At 72.2% G+C, this 18187-nt stretch carries 19 protein-coding genes; 13 read left to right on the top strand and 6 right to left on the bottom strand.

The features are described 5' to 3' along the window. Positions 1–62: 62 nt before the first annotated feature. The 4 genes from ACGFI9_RS06210 (at position 63) to ACGFI9_RS06195 (ending at position 3279) form a co-directional block, all read left to right on the top strand. Entirely contained in the window at positions 63–806 is a 744-nt protein-coding gene (locus tag ACGFI9_RS06210) for a M50 family metallopeptidase (protein WP_393175572.1), read from the top strand. Between the two features lie 65 nt (positions 807–871). Next, entirely contained in the window at positions 872–1855 is a 984-nt protein-coding gene (locus ACGFI9_RS06205; protein WP_393175570.1) for a ketopantoate reductase family protein, read from the top strand. A gap of 58 nt (positions 1856–1913) precedes the next feature. Next, the gene (locus tag ACGFI9_RS06200) at positions 1914–2417 is read left to right on the top strand and encodes a SigE family RNA polymerase sigma factor (protein ID WP_393175568.1); all 504 of its coding nucleotides are present in this window, start codon (positions 1914–1916) and stop codon (positions 2415–2417) included. Beyond that, the gene (locus tag ACGFI9_RS06195) at positions 2410–3279 is read left to right on the top strand and encodes a hypothetical protein (protein ID WP_393175566.1); all 870 of its coding nucleotides are present in this window, start codon (positions 2410–2412) and stop codon (positions 3277–3279) included. Before ACGFI9_RS06200 ends, ACGFI9_RS06195 begins: the two co-directional genes overlap by 8 nt. A 47-nt stretch (positions 3280–3326) precedes the next feature. On the opposite strand, the gene ACGFI9_RS06190 is transcribed toward ACGFI9_RS06195, so the two are convergent. Further along, complete coding sequence (locus ACGFI9_RS06190) at positions 3327–4910, bottom strand: acyl-CoA carboxylase subunit beta (RefSeq protein WP_393175563.1); 1584 nt, start codon at positions 4908–4910, stop codon at positions 3327–3329. A 97-nt stretch (positions 4911–5007) separates the two neighbouring features. Here ACGFI9_RS06190 and ACGFI9_RS06185 point away from each other — a divergent pair, with 97 nt between their 5' ends. Together ACGFI9_RS06185 and ACGFI9_RS06180 are read left to right on the top strand one after the other, a co-directional pair. After that, positions 5008–5883 (top strand): biotin--[acetyl-CoA-carboxylase] ligase, encoded by an 876-nt coding sequence (locus ACGFI9_RS06185; RefSeq protein WP_393175561.1) that lies wholly within the window; start codon positions 5008–5010, stop codon positions 5881–5883. A gap of 128 nt (positions 5884–6011) precedes the next feature. Then, positions 6012–6584, top strand: a complete 573-nt coding sequence (locus tag ACGFI9_RS06180) for a PH domain-containing protein (protein WP_393175559.1) — start codon at positions 6012–6014, stop codon at positions 6582–6584. 100 nt (positions 6585–6684) lie between these two features. Here ACGFI9_RS06180 and ACGFI9_RS06175 read toward each other — a convergent pair whose 3' ends face one another. Next, positions 6685–7383, bottom strand: a complete 699-nt coding sequence (locus ACGFI9_RS06175) for a GtrA family protein (RefSeq protein WP_393175557.1) — start codon at positions 7381–7383, stop codon at positions 6685–6687. Between the two features lie 63 nt (positions 7384–7446). Further along, complete coding sequence (locus tag ACGFI9_RS06170; RefSeq protein WP_393176622.1) at positions 7447–8325, bottom strand: GtrA family protein; 879 nt, start codon at positions 8323–8325, stop codon at positions 7447–7449. 135 nt (positions 8326–8460) lie between these two features. On the opposite strand from ACGFI9_RS06170, the gene ACGFI9_RS06165 reads away from it, so the two are divergent. The 4 genes from ACGFI9_RS06165 (at position 8461) to ACGFI9_RS06150 (ending at position 13269) form a co-directional block, all read left to right on the top strand. After that, positions 8461–10302, top strand: coding sequence for a phosphoenolpyruvate carboxykinase (GTP) (locus ACGFI9_RS06165; protein ID WP_393175555.1), 1842 nt, complete (start codon positions 8461–8463; stop codon positions 10300–10302). 40 nt (positions 10303–10342) lie between these two features. Next, positions 10343–11206 (top strand): hypothetical protein, encoded by an 864-nt coding sequence (locus ACGFI9_RS06160; RefSeq protein WP_393175553.1) that lies wholly within the window; start codon positions 10343–10345, stop codon positions 11204–11206. A 94-nt stretch (positions 11207–11300) separates the two neighbouring features. Beyond that, a complete protein-coding gene (locus ACGFI9_RS06155; RefSeq protein WP_393175551.1) occupies positions 11301–12467 on the top strand; it encodes a geranylgeranyl reductase family protein in 1167 nt (388 codons plus the stop codon). Between the two features lie 31 nt (positions 12468–12498). Beyond that, positions 12499–13269 carry an isoprenyl transferase gene (locus ACGFI9_RS06150; RefSeq protein ID WP_393175549.1) on the top strand — a complete coding sequence of 257 codons (771 nt, stop codon included), beginning with the start codon at positions 12499–12501 and terminating at the stop codon, positions 13267–13269. Between the two features lie 202 nt (positions 13270–13471). Here ACGFI9_RS06150 and otsB read toward each other — a convergent pair whose 3' ends face one another. The 3 genes from otsB to ACGFI9_RS06135 all read right to left on the bottom strand — a co-directional run bounded on the left by otsB (position 13472) and on the right by ACGFI9_RS06135 (position 15338). Then, positions 13472–14296, bottom strand: coding sequence for a trehalose-phosphatase (otsB, locus tag ACGFI9_RS06145; RefSeq protein ID WP_393175547.1), 825 nt, complete (start codon positions 14294–14296; stop codon positions 13472–13474). 68 nt (positions 14297–14364) lie between these two features. Then, positions 14365–14718, bottom strand: coding sequence for a hypothetical protein (locus ACGFI9_RS06140; protein ID WP_393175545.1), 354 nt, complete (start codon positions 14716–14718; stop codon positions 14365–14367). Between the two features lie 179 nt (positions 14719–14897). Beyond that, positions 14898–15338: a helix-turn-helix domain-containing protein gene (locus ACGFI9_RS06135; protein ID WP_393175543.1), complete on the bottom strand. Its 441-nt coding sequence runs from the start codon at positions 15336–15338 to the stop codon at positions 14898–14900. 264 nt (positions 15339–15602) lie between these two features. On the opposite strand from ACGFI9_RS06135, the gene ACGFI9_RS06130 reads away from it, so the two are divergent. The 3 genes from ACGFI9_RS06130 (at position 15603) to ACGFI9_RS06120 (ending at position 18160) form a co-directional block, all read left to right on the top strand. Then, positions 15603–15944, top strand: a complete 342-nt coding sequence (locus ACGFI9_RS06130) for a hypothetical protein (protein WP_393175541.1) — start codon at positions 15603–15605, stop codon at positions 15942–15944. A 31-nt stretch (positions 15945–15975) separates the two neighbouring features. After that, a complete protein-coding gene (locus tag ACGFI9_RS06125) occupies positions 15976–16401 on the top strand; it encodes a hypothetical protein (protein WP_393175539.1) in 426 nt (141 codons plus the stop codon). 346 nt (positions 16402–16747) lie between these two features. Continuing rightward, positions 16748–18160: a PhoH family protein gene (locus tag ACGFI9_RS06120; RefSeq protein ID WP_393175537.1), complete on the top strand. Its 1413-nt coding sequence runs from the start codon at positions 16748–16750 to the stop codon at positions 18158–18160. The last annotated feature ends 27 nt before the right edge of the window (positions 18161–18187 follow it).

Raw genomic sequence — 18187 nt, 5'->3', positions numbered from 1 at the left:
CGTAAAGCCGCATCTTGACCAGACGATCGACAACTGCGTTCTGGGCGGTAGGCTCCCCGGCCATGCCCCTCCTCGACGGCCTGACCACCATCTGGGACAAGTTGATGAGCGCGCAGCCCGACCCGCCGCCGTTGCTGGTCCTGCTCACCGCCGTCGTCGCGGTCGTGGTGGTGGCCACCCGGCTGCCCTGGCGGATCGCCCGCAACGCGGTGACCATCGCCCACGAGGGCGGCCACGCGCTGGTGGCGCTGCTCACCGGCCGGAAGCTGCGCGGCATCCGGCTGCACTCGGACACCTCCGGGCTGACCCTCTCGGCCGGGCGCCCCACCGGCCCGGGCATGATCCTCACCCTGCTCGCCGGGTACGTCGCCCCGTCGCTGGTCGGTCTCGCCGGGGCGTGGCTGCTCGCCGGCAACCGGATCACCCTGCTGCTCTGGGTCGCGGTGGCGCTGCTGCTGGCCATGCTGGTCATGATCCGCAACGTGTTCGGCGTGCTGTCGCTGCTGGTCACCGGCGGTGTGGTGCTCGCCGTCTCCTGGTACGCGTCCCCGCAGGTGCAGGCCGCCTTCGCCTGGACCTCGGTGTGGTTCCTGCTGCTCGGCGGCGTACGCCCGGTGGTGGAGCTGCAACGGCTGCGCAGCCGGGGCCGGATGCCGCAGTCCGACGCCGATCAGCTCGCCCGGCTCACGCCGTTCCCGCCGCTGTTCTGGGTGGGCGTCTTCATGCTGGTCAGCCTGGCCACGCTCGCCGTCGGCGCGCTGCTGCTCGCCGGCCCGATCCTCACCGACGCCGGCCTCACCATCTGACCCCCCACGCTGGCTCTGCCACCTGGCTGCGGCGGCCCGACCCGGGCCAGGGCAGAATCGGACAGATGCGGTACGTGATCATCGGAGCGGGCGCGGTCGGCGGCACCATCGGCGTACGGCTGGGGGAGGCCGGCCGCGACGTGACGCTGGTGGCCCGCGGCGCGCACCTGGCCGCGATCCAGGAGCGGGGCCTGACCCTGCGGACGCCGGACGGCACGGTGACCGGCCGGCTGCCCGCGGTGGCCGGGCCCGACGAGCACCCGCTGCCCGCCGACACGGTGCTGGTGCTGACCGTCAAGTCGCAGGACACCGAGGCCGCGCTGGCCACCTGGGTGGACGCCCCGGTCGAGGGCGGCGGCACGGCGGGCGAGCGGCTGCCGGTCGTGCTCGCCCAGAACGGCGTCGCCAACGAGCGGGCCGCGCTGCGGCTCTTCGCCCGGGTGCACCCGGTCTGCGTCTGGCTGCCCGCCACCCACCTGGAACCGGGTGTGGTCGTCGCCAACGGGCACCCGCATCCGGGCATGCTCCACCTCGGCCGCTACCCGTCCGGATCGGACGACACCAGCCGGGCGATCGCCGCCGACCTGGGCGCCGCCGGGTTCGTCGCCCCGGTGCGCGACGACGTGATGCGCTGGAAGTACGGCAAGCTGCTCGGCAACCTCGGCAACGGCCTGCAGGCCCTGCTCGGCTCGGACATCCCCGAGCCGCTCGCCGCCCGGGTACGCGCCGAGGGGGAGGCGGCGCTCGCCGCCGCCGGCATCCCGCACACCACGCGGGAGGAGGAGGCCGCCGAGCGGGGTGACCGGGTACGGCACCGGCCCGTCGACGGGGAGGAGCGGGCCGGCGGCTCCACCTGGCAGAGCCTGGCCCGGGGCGCCGGTTCCGCCGAGGCCGACCACCTCAACGGCGAGATCGTGCTGCTCGGCCGGCTGCACGGCGTACCGACCCCGGCGAACGAGGCCGTCCAGGCCGCCGTCCGTCGGGCGGTCCGCGAGCGGATCCCCGCCGGCCGCTTCCCCCTCGCCGAGCTGGAGAAAATGGTCGGCTGACCGGGCAACCGCACGCCGGGCGCCAGGCGTGTCCCCTGCGAACACGGGGAGGTGACAGGTGCCCGACAGCGACGGATTCGACGAGTTCTACCGGGGCAGCCGGCAACGGCTGCTCGGCTTCGTCTACGTGCTCACCGGTGACCTGGCCGAGGCGCAGGACGCCGTGCAGGAGGCGTACATCCGGGCCTGGCAGCGCTGGTCGACGGTGTCCGGGTATGACGACCCGGAGTCCTGGGTGCGGGTGGTGGCCAGCCGGGTCGCGGTGAGCCGGTGGCGCAGCCTGCGGAGCCGGGCCCACGCGTACCTGCGGCACGGGGCGCCGGCGGACGTCCCCGCGCCGAGCACCGAAACGCTGGAGGTGGTGGCCGCGTTGCGCCGGCTGCCCGAGGCCCAGCGCACCGCCATCGCGTTGCACTACCTGCTCGGCATGCCGGTGGCCGAGGTGGCGCGGGAGACCGAGGCGCCGGTGGGCACCGTCAAGGCCCGGTTGTCCCGGGGGCGGGCCGCGCTCGCCGGGCTGCTCGCCGTCGTGGATCTGGAGGAGGAGGCCGCAGATGCGTGACGATACGTTCGTCGAACTGTTGGCGCGGGACCTGCGGGACGTCCGCTGGCCCGAGCCGGCCGAGATCCGGGCCACGGCCCGGCGCCGCAGCCGGCGTACGGCGATCGCCGCCGCTGCGGCGGTGCTGGCGGTCGCCTCGGTCTCCGCCGTCCTCGTGGGCCGGGCCCAGGCCCCGGCGCCGTCCCCGGCCGCTTCCGTCGGCGGACATGCGGAGATCCCGACCGAGGCGATGCTGGACCCGGCCGACGTGCCGGTGAGCAGCGACGAGCGGCTCGGCGACACCGGCCTCGGCGAGCGGGTCCGGGTCGACGACGTGCTCGCCGGCTGCGGGCGGGACCAGGGGGTGTCGCCGGCCCCGGCCGAGTCGCGCTTCTCCCGCTCGCAGACCCTGATCGGCACCCAGGCGGTGGACGGGTTCGCCACCCACCGGAGCCCGGTGATCAGTCAGGACGTCTACCGGTCGGCGTCGGCGGACGCCGTCTTCACCGACCTCGACCGACTCGTCGCGGCCTGCGCGTCGTGGCGGCAGGCGAACACCGTCCAGCGGGACGGCGGCCCGGTCACCCTCACGTTCGTGCACGGCTGGAGCGTGGCCGCCCGCGACTTCGCCGGTGACCGGTCGGCCCTGCTGCGGCACACGGTGACCCAGCTGACGGACTCGGCCACCGGCGGGCCGGCCCAATTTCCGATGGCGGCCGAGTACACGCTGGTCGTCCGGGTCGGCGACCTGGTCACCGTGCTGCGGCCGGGAGAGCCGCTCCGCCCCGGTGTGCCGGGCAGCACGGTCACCGAGGCGAGACTGCTCGACGTGGGGCGGGCCGCGGCCGACCGGATGTGCCTCGCCGCGAACCCCGGCTGCTGACGCGTCGAGGCCCTGCCGGACGTCCGGCAGGGCCTCGACGGGAACCACTACAGCGGGATGTTGCCGTGCTTCTTCGGCGGCAGCGTCTCGCGCTTGGTACGCAGCACCCGCAGCGCCCGGACGATCTGGGTACGGGTCTCGTGCGGCGGGATGACCCCGTCGACGTACCCGCGCTCGGCGGCGATGTACGGGTTGGCCAGGGTGTCCTCGTACTCGGCGATCTTCTCGGCCCGGACCGCGGCCGGGTCCTCGGCGTTGGCCAGTTCCTGCCGGTAGAGGATGTTCACCGCGCCCTGCGCGCCCATCACCGCGATCTGCGCGGTGGGCCAGGCGAAGTTCAGGTCGGCGCCGAGGTGCTTGGAGCCCATCACGTCGTACGCGCCGCCGTACGCCTTCCGGGTGATCACGGTGACCTTCGGGACGGTGGCCTCGGCGTACGCATAGATGAGCTTCGCGCCGCGCCGGATGATGCCGTCCCACTCCTGCCCGGTGCCGGGGAGGAAGCCGGGCACGTCCACGAAGGTCAGCACCGGGATGTTGAACGCGTCGCAGGTCCGGACGAACCGGGCCGCCTTCTCCGAGGCGGCGATGTCGAGGGTGCCGGCGAACTGCATCGGCTGGTTGGCGACCACGCCCACCGGGCGGCCCTCGACCCGGCCGAAGCCGACCACGATGTTCTGCGCGTACAGCGGCTGGACCTCGAGGAACTCGCCGTCGTCGAGGACGTGCTCGAGCACCCGGTGCATGTCGTACGGCTGGTTCGCCGAGTCCGGGATCAGCGTGTCCAGCTCCCGGTCCGCGTCGGTGATCTCCAGCTCGGCCGGGGCGTCGTAGACGACCGGCTCGTCCAGGTTGTTCGACGGCAGGTACGACAGCAGCGCCTTGACGTACTCGATCGCGTCCTCCTCGTCGGTGCCGAGGTAGTGCGCGTTGCCGCTGCGCGCGTTGTGGGTGCGCGCGCCGCCCAGCTCCTCCATGCCCACGTCCTCGCCGGTGACCGTCTTGATCACGTCGGGGCCGGTGATGAACATGTGCGAGGTCTGGTCGACCATCACGGTGAAGTCGGTGACCGCCGGGGAGTAGACCGCGCCGCCCGCGCAGGGGCCCATGATCAGGGAGATCTGCGGGATGACGCCGCTGGCCCGGACGTTGCGGAAGAAGATCTCCCCGTAGAGGCCGAGCGAGGCGACCCCCTCCTGGATCCGGGCGCCGCCGGAGTCGTTGATGCCGATGACCGGGCAGCCGATCTTCATGGCCAGGTCCATCAGCTTGACGATCTTCTCGCCGAAGACCTCGCCGAGGGAACCGCCGAAGACGGTGAAGTCCTGCGCGAAGACGCAGACCTGCCGGCCGTCCACCGTGCCGTAGCCGGTCACCACGCCGTCGCCGTACGGCCGGGTCCGCTCCAGGCCGAAGTTGGTGGAGCGGTGCCGGGCGAACTCGTCCATCTCGACGAAGGAGCCCTCGTCGAGGAGCATCTCGATCCGCTCCCGGGCGGTCTTCTTGCCCCGCGCGTGCTGCTTCTCGACCGCCCGCGCCGACCCGGCGTGCACCGCCTCGTCGAGCCGTCGCTCCAGGTCCGCCAGCTTGCCGGCGGTCGTGTGGATGTTGATCCCGGTCTCGGTAGTCACCCACGGAATATAACGATGGTTCAGGTCGGTGCGGCTGTGCAGTGTGCCTCACCAGCTTCCCGGCGACCGGCGCGGTGCCGGGCCGTAGGCTGACGGGATGTCCGGCTCGCCGTACACCGATCTCGACCGCCCGCCGCTCTCGGCGGCCCGGCTGCGGCGCGCGCTGGTCGCCCCACACGGGCCCTGGCGCCGCCTGGAGCTGCGCGCCGAGACCGGCTCGACCAACGCGGACGCCGTCGAGGCGGCGCGGGCCGGCGAGCCGGAGGGCCTGGTGGTGGTGGCCGAGCGGCAGACCGCCGGGCGCGGCCGCCGGGGCCGGGTCTGGCAGTCGCCGCCCCGGGCCGGCATCGCGACCAGCGTCCTGCTCCGCCCCGGTGAGGCCGTCGCGGAGCGCGGCTGGTCGCCCGTGCCACCCCAGGGGTACGGCTGGCTGCCGCTGCTCGCCGGGGTCGCCCTGGTCGAGGCGGTGGCCCGGCTGGCCGAGCTGGACGCCCGCCTGAAGTGGCCCAACGACCTGCTGATCGACGGCGCGAAGTGCGCCGGAGTGCTGGCCGAGGCGGTGCCGGGCGACTCAGCGGCCCAGCCGCCAGCCATCGTGGTCGGCATCGGCCTGAACGTCACCCTCCGCGCCGACGAGCTGCCGGAGAACCCCACCGGGCTGCCGGCCACCTCGCTCCAGCTCGCCGGGGCCGCCGCCACCGACCGCGACCCGCTGCTGCGCGCCCTGCTCCGCGCCCTCGCCGACTGGTACGACCGGTGGCGCTCGGCCGGCGGTGACGCGGTCGCCAGCGGCCTGCGGGAGGCGTACGTGGCGGCCTGCGCGACGGTGGGCCGGCAGGTCCGGGTGCTGCTCCCGGACGGGCGGGAGGTGCAGGGCACGGCCACCGGGGTGGACGCCGACGGCCAGCTCCTGGTCGACGGGGCGGAGGGCCAGTTGCGTCTCGCGGCGGGCGACGTGCTGCATCTGCGCTGAAAGGAAGGGCCCCTTGTTAACGCCTCCGGTAGAGGAGGGGCCGCTTCTTAACACCCGCCGCGCGGCTGATCCCCGGGCGAGCGCCGACCGGTTACGGTCAGCGCGTCCTGTTCTGCGAGGAGGTTCCCGTGGCGTTCCCCGAAGACGTGCTCACCGAGGACGAGCACGTCGTGCTGCACCTGCACCCGCACTGGAAGGCCCTGATCCGGCCGATCCTGGTGCTGGTGCTCGCCGTCGCGGCGGTGGTCGCGGGCTGGGTCCTGCTGCCCGAAGGTGACGGCGGCACGATCGCGCTCTACGTGATCGCCGCGCTCGGCCTGGCGCTGGTGCTCTGGCTGGGCCTGTGGCCGTTCCTGATCTGGCGCACCACCCACTACCTCTTCACCAACGAGCGGGTGCTGCTCCAGGAGGGGGTCTTCTCCCGCAACCGGCGGGACCTGCCGCTGACCCGGATCAACGACCACTCGATGCACCAGCGGTTCGTGGAGCGGCTGCTCGGCTGCGGCACGCTGACCATCGAGTCGGCGGGTGAGCGTGGCCAGTCGGTGCTCACCGACGTGCCGCACGTCGACAAGGTGCAGACCAAGCTCTACGAGCTGGTCGAGGCCCACCACGACAAGCACAGCCTGGGCGACGGCGAGATGCGCGAGATCCTGGCCGACATGACCGAGGGCAAGCCCCTCCGCGACCCCTCCGCCTGACCCCCCGGATCCATCGCGGTGATGATCAAGGAGTTCGTGTCGGGATCGGGAACTTTCCCGACGCGAACTCCTTGATCGACCAGGACCGGGTCAGCGGCGGTCAGCGGCGGGGCGAGCGGCGGAGGGTGGGCTGGAGTTCGGCGGCCAGCTCGGCGTCCAGGGTGCCGCCGAGGCCGGCTTCCGCGGGGGCGGGGCGACCCTGCGGCGGGGCGAAGTCGCCCCGTCGCTTCACCACGTGCCCCGGCCGGGGCTCGGTCTCCTCCAGCTCGCTGACCGACTCGGCCAGTTCGGCCACCGGGTCCAGCTCCGCCACGTTGTCCCACTCGTCCCGGGGAATGGCGTGCCAGTTCTCCTCGGCGTGCTGCGGGACCGGTTGGAAGACGAAGGTCCGGTACGACCAGAAGCGGAACAGGGTGGCCAGCAGCACGCCCCCGGTCTTCGCCACGTTCAGCATCAGCAGGCTGGTCACGCCGAGGCCGTACTTCGCCGCCGCCAGCACGCCGAGTTCGATGAGCAGGCCGGTGGCGTTGAACAGGAAGAACAGCGCGTATTCGCGCTTGAGTGCGGACTTCGGTCGGTCCCGGTACGTCCAGTGCCGGTTCATCAGATACGACGTGATCGTGGCCACGATGGTCGCGACCACCGTCGCCTTGAGCTGGCCGTTACGGAAAACCGTGAGTGCCAGCGCATTGAACACCGCGTAATTGATGACGGTGTTGATGCCGCCGACGACGCCGAATTTGAGCGCCTCGTGGACGAACTTCTGCCAGCGCTCGGGCAGTAGACGGACAAGAGGCATGCGGAACACCTTAGGGCAGCGGGCAGGGCCGACTCGGCCCGGCGGGACGGGGTGGGCGGTAGGTCACGCCCCGGACTCTCGGTCGTGGCTCGTTCCCGGAACGGGGGGAGTTCCCGCCTCCACGAAAACGAACCGCCGGTACGACCAGAATCGGAACAGCGTCCCGAGGCCGGTGCCGACGATGAAGCTGGCGATGTTGTCGGCCAGTGGGGTCTGGAACACCTCGGGCCAGATGCTGCCCAACCCGTAGCGACTGATGGCGAGGCAGGCGACCGCGATGCCCAGGCCCACCCCGTTGAAGAAGAAGAAGAGCGCGTACTCCCGGGCCGGGTGGGAGCGCTGGCGGTGCCGCCAGGTCCAGAACCGGTTGCCGAGGAACGCCAGGGTGGCCGCGATCACCGTGGAGATGGTCTTCGCCGCCACCGGCGGTACGTGCCGGACGCTGGCCAGGTAGTTGAAGAGCGCGAAGTCGACCAGGAACGCGAACCCGCCCACCGTGGCGAACTTGCTCAGTTCGCGGACCAGGTGCCCGAAGCGGTCGACGAGTGCGCCGAACAGGCCCGGGCGGGTGTGCGGAGACCCCTCCTGGTCCCGGGTCATCGTCGCGGCCACCCGCCGAGAGTACCGGTTCCATGCCCGTGGGAGCGGTAACAAGACAGAGAGTGGGACCCGCGTGCCCGGCGACCCGGGCCGCGCCCGACGGCCACCGGCGTTTCCGGGCCGCGTGAGCGGAGGGTGACCGGCTGTCGCGTAATTGTGGACGGGATCACGGAATCGTCGTTCGCGACACCGAGGTGTGCTTAGGCGCATCGGGCGTCCGTCACCGGTCCGCGTCGTCGGGGCCTGTCCAAGGTTCTCCGCAAGATTTGCGTGAAACTGCGCGCGAAAGCGGGTATCAGATCGCGATGCCGCAGCGTGGCCGTACCTTGTGCAGTTCTTCACAACCAGTCCCACTGACTCGCGAGGCAGGCCGGTTTACGCTGAGCCCAATCCCAGGTTTCCACGAGGCGACGCACCAGCTCGCCAGAACTCGTGCATCCCATACATCGGTCAGCGTCGACCACAAGGAGATGTGACATGGTTGCTCCGGCTACTGTTCGGGGTATCGATCAGGCCCCGACGTCCCACCCCAAACTGCTCGCCTGGGTACGTGAGGTCGCGGAACTGACCACCCCCGACCGGGTGGTCTGGGTGGACGGGTCCGATGAGGAGTGGCGTCGCCTCACCGACGAGCTCGTCGAGAACGGCACCCTGATCCGGCTGAATCCCGAGAAGAAGCCCAACTCGTTCTACGCGCGGACCGACCCGACGGACGTCGCCCGGGTCGAGGAGCGGACCTTCATCTGCTCCGTCGACGAGGCGGACGCCGGCCCCACCAACAACTGGATGGCGCCGGCCGAGATGAAGCGGACGATGACGGAGCTGTACCGCGGCTGCATGCGCGGACGCACGATGTACGTCATCCCGTTCGTCATGGGCCCGGTCGAGGCGGAGAAGCCCATGTTCGGTGTCGAGATCACCGACAGCGGCTACGTGGTCGCCTCGATGCGCATCATGACCCGGATGGGCGCCAAGATCCTGGAGGCGATGGGCGACGACGCCGACTTCGTGCAGGCGCTGCACTCGATCGGCGCCCCGCTCGCGCCGGGCCAGCAGGACGTGCCGTGGCCGTGCAACGACACCAAGTACATCTCGCACTTCCCGGAGACCCGGGAGATCTGGTCGTTCGGCTCCGGTTACGGCGGCAACTCGCTGCTCGGCAAGAAGTGCTACTCGCTGCGCATCGCCAGCGTGATGGGCCGCGACGAGGGCTGGCTCGCCGAGCACATGCTGATCCTCAAGATCACCTCGCCGGAGGGCAAGGTCTACCACATCGCCGGCGCCTTCCCGTCGGCCTGCGGCAAGACCAACCTCGCCATGCTGGAGCCGACCATCCCGGGCTGGAAGGTCGAGACCATCGGCGACGACATCGCCTGGATGCGGTTCGGCCCGGACGGCCGCCTCTACGCGATCAACCCGGAGTTCGGCCTCTTCGGCGTCGCGCCGGGCACCGACTGGAAGACCAACGCCAACGCGATGCGGACGCTGGACCGCGGCAACTCCGTCTTCACCAACGTGGCCCTCACCGACGACGGCGACATCTGGTGGGAGGGCATGGGCGAGCCGCCGGCCCACCTGATCGACTGGAAGGGCAACGACTGGACGCCGGAGAGCGAGAACCTCTCCTCGCACGCGAACAGCCGGTTCTGCACCCCGATCACGCAGTGCCCGATCCTGGCCGAGGACTACTACGACCCGAACGGCGTCCCGATCGACGCGATCCTGTTCGGCGGCCGGCGCCGGGACACCGTCCCGCTGGTCACCGAGGCCCGGGACTGGGTGCACGGCGTCTACATGGGGGCCACGCTCTCCTCGGAGACGACCGCCGCCGCGTCCGGCGCGGTCGGCGTCGTGCGCCGCGACCCGATGGCCATGCTGCCGTTCATCGGATACCACGCCGGTGACTACTTCCGGCACTGGATCGAGATGGGCAAGGGCGTCGACGGCGACGAGGCCAAGCTGCCCAAGATCTACTACGTGAACTGGTTCCGCAAGGACCCCGAGGGCAACTTCCTCTGGCCGGGCTTCGGCGAGAACTCCCGGGTGCTCAAGTGGGTCATCGAGCGGATCGAGGGCACCGCCGAGGCCGTCGAGACCCCGATCGGCATGGTTCCCGCCCTGGACGCGCTCGACGTCGAGGGCCTGGACATGACCCCGGAGGACGTCCGGATCGCGCTCAAGGTCGACCCGGAGGAGTGGCGCAACGAGCTGCCGCTGGTCACCGAGTGGTTCGAGAAGTTCGGGGACAAGCTCCCCGGCGTCCTCTGGGCCGAGCTGGACGCGCTGCGCGCCCGGCTGGACGCGGAGCCGCAGCGGTAGGAGGTGTGACGGTTGCCCGTACCGGGCACCATCGGATCCCATGAGGACGGCCGCCGAACCTGTCGAGGTTCGGCGGCCGTCCGCCGTCCGGGCGCTCACCACCCTGCTCGCCGTCACGGCCGCGGCCACCGTCGTGGTCGAGCTGCTCAACTACTGGTACGCCCCGGAGCAGGAGTTCGGCCTCGCGGTACGCACCGGCTGGGCGCTGCTCCGCTCGCTCGGTTTCCTGGTGCTGATCGGGCACGTCAACCGGGGCCGGGTGGCGGCCAGGCCGTTCGGGCTGATCCTGGCGGTCACCACGGTCTTCGCGGTGGGGCGACTGGTCGTACCCCGGTCGGGGGTGCCGCCGCTGCCCGGCCTGCTCGGGTTCGGGCTGCTCACCGCGCTCTGTCTGGCCGTGGTGGTGCTGCTGTACCGCTCGGACGCGGTCGCCGGGCATTTGGTCCGGCACCGCAAGGGCCTGGTCGTCGAGGGCGGGGTGATCTCCTGGCGGGAGGTCACGCCGAAACGGCCGCCGGTCACCGGCTGGCTGCTCACCGCCCGGGTGGCCGCGTTCACCTACAGCCCACTGATGCTGGTCCCGGCGCTGGTCGCCGGTGGCTCCGTACTCGACGGCCGGCTCAGCGCGGTGCCGGCGGTGCTGTTCTGGTTCGCCGCCGGCATCGTGGTCAGCTACCTGGTGCTGTTCTGCACCGCGTTCCTGCTGCGTGACCGGCGCTGGGCGCGGAAGTTCCTGGTCGTCGTCACCCTCGGCAGCCTCGCGATCGACCTGCCGCTGTGCTGGTGGCTCCTCGGCGTGGACGGCCTCGTCCGCGACGGTGCCCCCCTCCTGGCCGCCGCCCTGCTCTGCCTCTGGTCCCTCCACCGCGCCACCTCTCCCGGTGACCCGTCACGTCGATCATGAGTTTGGCGGCCATCTCGATCTCCGCCACTGCCGCCAACTTCATGATCAACGCGGGTGGGTGGCGGGCGGTGGGGCGCGGCGGGGCGGAAGCGGGGTGGGTGCGGGGGAGGATGGTGGGGTGGCGGACGAGTACGACGTGATCGTGGTCGGAGCCGGGCCGGCGGGGGTCGCCGCCGCGCTGGCGGCGCGGCGGGGCGGGGGCCGGGTGCTGCTGCTGGACCGGTACGACTTCCCGCGGGACAAGGCCTGCGGGGACGGGATCGCGGCGCACGCATTGGACGTCCTCGCCGAGCTGGGGGTGACCGGCGCGGTCGACGGGTACGCCCCGTTGCCGGCGTTGCGCCTCGTCGGCCCCGGTGGCGGCACGGTGGCCCGGGCGCTGCCCCGGCCCGCGTACACGGTGCCCCGGCAGGTGTTCGACGCCCGCCTCGTGGCGGCGGCGGTCGCGGCCGGCGCCGAGGTGCGCCGGCACACCGTACGCCGGGTGGAGCAGCGCGCCGACCGGGTGGTGCTCGACGGGGAACTGGCCGCGCGGGCGGTGGTCGGGGCGGACGGCGCCGGCTCGGTGCTGCGCCGGGCGCTCGGCCACCCGGTCAACCCGGACCGCCACCTCGCGCTCGCCATCCGGGGCTACGCTCCGGCGCTGCCCGGCCCGCCCGAGCAGCTCATCGTCACCTCGTCGCCGCGCTGGCCGGCGTACGCCTGGTCCTTCCCGATCGGGGACGGCCGGGCGAACGTCGGGTACGGGGAGGTGCTACGCGGCGAGCCGTTGACCCGGGCGCACCTGCTGGACCGGCTGGCCGCCCTGCTCCCCGGCACCGATCCGGCCACGGTGACCGACCTGCGCGCCCACCACCTGCCGCTCTCCACGCACCGGCCGGCACCGGGCCGGGGCCGGGTCGTGCTGGCCGGCGACGCGCTCTCGCTGATCAATCCGTTCACCGGTGAGGGGATCTTCTACGCGCTGCGGTCCGGGGCGCTGGCCGGCGCGGCGGCCGTCGCGGCCCCGGACCGGGCCGCCCGCCGGTACGCCGACACCCTGCGCCGCCGGCTCGGGACGCACCTGCGGCACAGCTCGGCCGCGGCCTGGCTGGCCCGGCGCCGGTGGGTGGTGGACGGGGCGGTCCGGGCCGCCCGCCGGGACGACCGGGTCTACCGGACCGTGGTGGAGCTGGGACTGGGTGACGGACGTCTCGATGCGCGTACCCTGGCCATGATCGGCATCGGTCTCGGCACGCGGGATCGGCCACCGCGGCACTGATCTTCAATCCTGGTCGCTACCCTGCAAGGTGATGACTCTGCGGAAACTCCTCTACTCCGTGTACGAGCGCCGGCTGACGGCGAAGCTCGCGGGCAAGCCGGTGCCCCGGCACGTCGGCGTGATGTGCGACGGCAACCGCAGATGGGCCCGGGAGATGGGCTTCGTGGATCCGAACGACGGCCACCGGATGGGCGCCGAGCGGATCAAGGAGCTGCTGCGCTGGTGCGACGCGGCCGGCGTCGGGCACGTCACGCTCTGGCTGCTCTCCACCGACAACCTCTCCCGGCCGGCCGCCGAGCTGGATCCGCTGCTCCAGATCATCGAGGACCTCACCACGGAGCTGGCCGAGGAGGGCAACCCGTGGCGGCTGCGGATGGTCGGCGCGCTGGACGTGCTGCCCGCCCACCACGCCGCGGCCCTCAAGGCGGCCGAGGAGCGCACCCGGGAGCGCAGCGGCGGGGCGCAGGTCAACATCGCGGTCGGGTACGGCGGCCGGCGCGAGATCGCCGACGCGGTCCGCTCGCTGCTGCTGGAGCACGCGGCGGCCGGCGGCACCATCGAGGAGCTGGCCAACTCGATCGACGTCGACCACATCTCCGAGCACCTCTACACCAAGGGCCTGCCCGACCCGGATCTGATCATCCGGACCAGCGGCGAGCAGCGGCTCTCCGGGTTCATGCTCTGGCAGAGCGCCCACTCCGAGTTCTACTTCTGCGAACTCAACTGGCCCGACTTCCGCCGGGTCGACTTCCTCCGCGCCCTCCGCTCCTACGCCACCCGCCAACGCCGCTTCGGCGTCTGACCGCTCCCACCCGCCCCGCCCCGCCGGCGTCGCCCCCCCCGGGCGCGCGGCGATCTTGCAGTTCCGGTTGGCGTTTCGCAGGCCTTTGCCGCTTTTGTTCCCACCGAAAGTGCAAGATCGCTGGGGCTGGGGCTGGGGCTGGGGCTGGGGCTGGGGCTGGGGCTGGGGCTGGGGCTGGGGCTGGGGCTGGGGGTGGGGTGGGTCAGGGCAGTTGGGGGAGGGCGTGGGTGAGGAAGTCGGCGAGGGCGGCGGGGGAGTCGAGGGTGAGGTCGGCGGCGTCGGCGACCTCGTGACCGGTCTCCGGGTTGGCGACCGCGACGCAGACGCCCAGGAAGTCCGGGTCGGCGGCGGCCCGGGCGCGCAGCGCGGCGAAGGCCTTGATGTCGGAGACGTCGTCGCCGAAGTACCAGGCGCCGCCGGCCTCCCGGACCACCTCGCCGATGACCATGCCCTTGTCCCGGTCGACCGGAGGCTTCAGCTCCAGCACCATCCGCCCGGCCTGGCAGCGCAGCCCCAGCCGATCGGCCCGGGCCCGGCCCCACTCCTGCACCAGGTCGCCGAGCTGCGGGGCGGTCCGCCAGTGCAACGCGACGGAGAGCCGCTTGAACTCCACCAGGGCGCCCGGCGGCAGCTCGGCCCGGGCCTGCTCGGCCAGTTCGGCCATGGTGGGCACCCAGGGCAGGGCCGCCGGCTCGGTGACCGTCTCGCCGCCGGAGTGGCTGTGCTCCAGGCCGTAGAGCCCGTACAGGTCGATGCCGGCGAGACCGCCGAGCTGGTCGCGGAGGAACTCCACCGGGCGGGCCGAGACGATGGCGACCCGGCGTACGCGGGGGGCGAGCGCCTCCAGCGCGGCCAGCACCTTCGGCGCGGGCTGTACTGCGGTGGGGTCGTCGTCAACCGGCGCGAGAGTGCCGTCGAAGTCGAAGAAGAACACCACGTCGGCCGCGCGGGCGGCCGTGGCGCGCCACGCGTGCTCAGCGTCCAACGGGGTCCTCGGCTGCTGGTTGCCCAGATTCAACGGCGGCACGCGCGTCAGCGTACCCCGGGCACGGTGGCATATTCGTGGCCGAGATGTGACGTCCTGCGGCGCTCGGGTCAGCGTTCGGCGGCTCCCCGTCCCCGGCGCCCGAACGGCACCACGGCCGCGTCCTGGCCGTGGCTGAGCAGGTAGCCCTCCACGAAACCGGTGTTCCGGTCGCCGGTGTGCGCCTCGATCTCGTTGAGCCGCGCCACCAGGAATTCGGTGAGCGCGCTGACCCGGTCGTTCAGCCGGTCGTGCAGTTCGGCGACGACGGCGAGAACCACCGCGGTGCCGGCCGTGGTGAGGGCGAAGAGGTTGACGACCAGGGGAAGCTGTCCGCCGTTCAGCACACCGACCACCACATTGCCGGTCACGCACGATGTCACCGACACCACCGCGACCACGACTGCCAACCATTTCAGGGTCATGGACAGACCCCTCCTTCTGTCCCGCAGGGCTGAGTTCGGCTGTGTCCCGTCCCCCCGCCGATGACGAGCCCCGAGCAGTACAAACAGGGACGCTAGCGTGTCCGATCCGGGCCCGGTGGGGATCGATCGGATCTGTCCTGCCGTTCTTTCGCCATTTGCGGAACTACCTGGCGGGTCGGCTATCCGGCCTGTCTGCCTCGTTTTCCCGCATCAGCCGGCATCGTCGGGCGGTAAGCGAGGTAGCGAATGGTTTCTCGAATGTGGAACTTCTCCGCGTCGGAGACGTTCGGGTCCACCAGCCGGCGCAGCAGCGCCTCGACGTCGGGGTCCATCGGGGGCGGGGTGGGGGCGGTGCGTGGTGCCGTGGCCCGGTCCCAGCCCAGTGCGGCGAACGCCGCCGCCGGGTTGAGGCCCAGCCCCTCGCAGAAGGCGACCACCCGCTCCACCTCGGGGTCGCTGGCCCAGTCGCCGCGTACCCAACGGTTGATGGTCTGCCGGGAGACGCCGGTGCGCCGGGAGACCTCGGTGCCGCTCCAGGCCCGCATCGCGCGCGCGTCGTCCAGTGCCCGGCGGACGAAGGTGGCGAAGGCGATCTTCCGTGCGTTGGCCGTCTCGGTCACCCCGTGACGGTACGACCAGTCTCCCGTGCCGGGGTGACCCGGCACGCTGTTGTCACGCGAACGTGACGGCGGATTCGGATTCCCGGTAAACGATTCTCCGCTGCTTCTGAGGGGTGTCACCCGGGCAGAATAGATGGACGCCAGTACGGCGGTAAACAGACGAAAAGCTGATACTGTCACGCTCATGGGACAACTTACGGTGTGTCACGTGCATGAGACGACTAGTGCTCACATGCGTCACTCCGCGGGTGCCGAGGGGGTCTCGTGACCGAGCTCGCGACGCGTGCCCAGGCCTTCGGCCTGATCGCGGACGGGGTGGCCGCCGGGCTCAGCGCCCCGTGGCGTCTCTACCTCGCCCGGGGCTGCCGGTACCTCTCGCTGAGCGTCGGCGACCGGGCCGAGTGGAACGCCTGGCGTACCCACCTCGGCTGCCCCGAACTGAGCGTGCGGGTCTACGACGCCGGCGGTGAGATCCGGCGGGCGTCGGTCGCCGAGGTGATGCTGGACGGCTGTCGGATCAGCGTGGAGCTGGTCGAGGAGGTCAGCGTCGACGACCTGGAGCGGCTGCTGGTGATCGATCCGCTGGCCGAGCCGGAGGAGCGATGAGCCGGGCCGCCACGCCGACGGGGGTGATGGGATGAGCCCGTTCGTGGCCGTCGTGCTCGTGCTCGTGCTCGGCTCGACCTGCTACGCCGCCGGTCGGCTGCACGGCCAGCTCAGTTACCGGATCGGCTACCGCTTCGGCTACCGGCAGGGGTACTTCGACGGGGACCGGGGCGCCTGGAACCGGCGGCGCCGCGACGCGCAGGCCGCGATCGCCTCGGCGTTGGCCCGCCCCGCCCCGACGACGGGGACCGCCGCGGCGACCCGCGCCACGGCTCCCTTCGCCGGCACGGCCGCCCCGGCCGCGGTCACCGCCCGGCCGTCGCCGCGGGCCACCGCGACCGCACAGCTCGGTGGGCTCGTCACCCGGTCCGGCACCACCTACACCGGGTCCTCGTTCAGCGCCGCCGCACCGGTGGGCGGGCGGCAGACCGGCACCCTGGTCCGCCGGCAGGGCTGACCCGGCCCCACGAGCACGGTGCGGCGTCCGCGGCGGACACGCACCGTCGGAGTCACGTCAGACCGGTGACGGTGGCTCCGCCGGCCGGGATGCGCGCAGGGGGCATGCATCCCGGCCGGTTCCGCCGCACCCCGTTCACCTCGCGGTCAGGTGAGATCCACATGGACCACTAGCCGACGGCTTGAACTGCCGCTAGCGTCTAGCCATGGCACGGGGTTTTCCCGGGCCAGCCGGATCGCCCGGACCTGCGACCTCGCGCACGGGGCCCGCATCCGACCCCGTGTCCGACCGGGCACCGGAAGAGGCGGAACTCGGGTGGCCGGGTGCCCATCCGCGGAGCAGGCCTGTGACCACTCGCCGTACCCCCGCCGGTGCCGACCAGCCGCCGGCCGCGACCGCCACGACCCGCCGGACCACCCGCAGCCGCCGCGCGGCCGCCGGGTCGGCCGGCACCGAGGAGCCCCGACCATCCGGCCAGGCTTTCGTCCTGGACACCTCGGTCCTGCTCTCCGACCCCGCGGCGTTCCACCGCTTCGCCGAGCACGAGGTGGTGCTGCCGCTGGTGGTCATCTCCGAGCTGGAGGGGAAGCGGCACCATCCCGAACTCGGCTGGTTCGCCCGCCAGTCCCTGCGCATGCTGGACGAGCTGCGGGTGAAGCACGGCCGGCTGGACCGGCCGGTCCCCGCCAACGACCAGGGCGGCACCCTGCGGGTGGAGCTCAACCACACCGACGACGGGGTGCTGCCGGCCGGCTTCCGCAGCGACTCGAACGACGCCCGGATCCTCTCCGTGGCGCTCAACCTCGCCGCCGAGGGGCGTGAGGTCACCCTGGTCAGCAAGGACATGCCGCTGCGGGTGAAGGCGGCCTCGGTCGGCCTGCGTGCCGACGAGTACCGGCACGATCAGGCCAGCGACCCGACCTGGACCGGGATGGCCGAGCTGGAGCTGGGCGAGGAGGAGATCTCCCGGCTGTACGCGGGCGAGACGCTGGACCTGGACGGGGCCGCCGGCCTGCCCTGCCACACCGGGCTGGTGCTGCACTCCGGGCGGGGCTCGGCGCTCGGGCGGGTGCTGCCGGACAAGACCGTCCGGCTGGTCCGGGGCGACCGGGAGGCGTTCGGCGTGCACGGTCGTTCGGCCGAGCAGCGGGTGGCACTCGACCTGCTGCTGGACGAGTCGATCGGCATCGTGTCGCTGGGCGGCCGGGCGGGCACCGGCAAGTCCGCCCTGGCGCTCTGCGCGGGGCTGGAGGCGGTGATGGAGCGCCGCCGGCACAAGAAGGTGATCGTCTTCCGCCCGCTCTACGCGGTCGGCGGCCAGGAGCTGGGCTACCTGCCGGGCTCCGAGACGGAGAAGATGTCCCCCTGGGCCCAGGCGGTCTTCGACACGCTCGGTGCCGTGGTGCACGAGAACGTGCTGGAGGAGGTCACCTCGCGCGGCCTGCTGGAGGTGCTGCCGCTGACCCACATCCGGGGGCGGAGCCTGCACGACGCCTTCGTGATCGTGGACGAGGCGCAGTCGCTGGAGCGGGGCGTCCTGCTCACCGTGCTGTCCCGGATCGGCCAGGGGTCGCGGGTGGTGCTCACCCACGACGTGGCGCAGCGGGACAACCTCCGGGTCGGGCGGCACGACGGGGTGACCGCGGTCATCGAGGCGTTGAAGGGTCATCACCTCTTCGCGCACGTCACCCTCAGCCGTTCGGAGCGTTCTCCGATCGCCGCAATGGTCACGGATCTGTTGGAGGACATCCCGCTCTGAAGCGCCCCTTTGCCCGGTTTTGATGGC

The organism is Micromonospora sp. NPDC048930 (assembly GCF_043197935.1).
In the GTDB taxonomy this organism is placed as follows: Bacteria; Actinomycetota; Actinomycetes; order Mycobacteriales; family Micromonosporaceae; genus Micromonospora.
The sequence above is the reverse complement of the archived record's forward strand: the minus strand, read 5'-3'. Positions and strand labels throughout refer to the sequence as shown.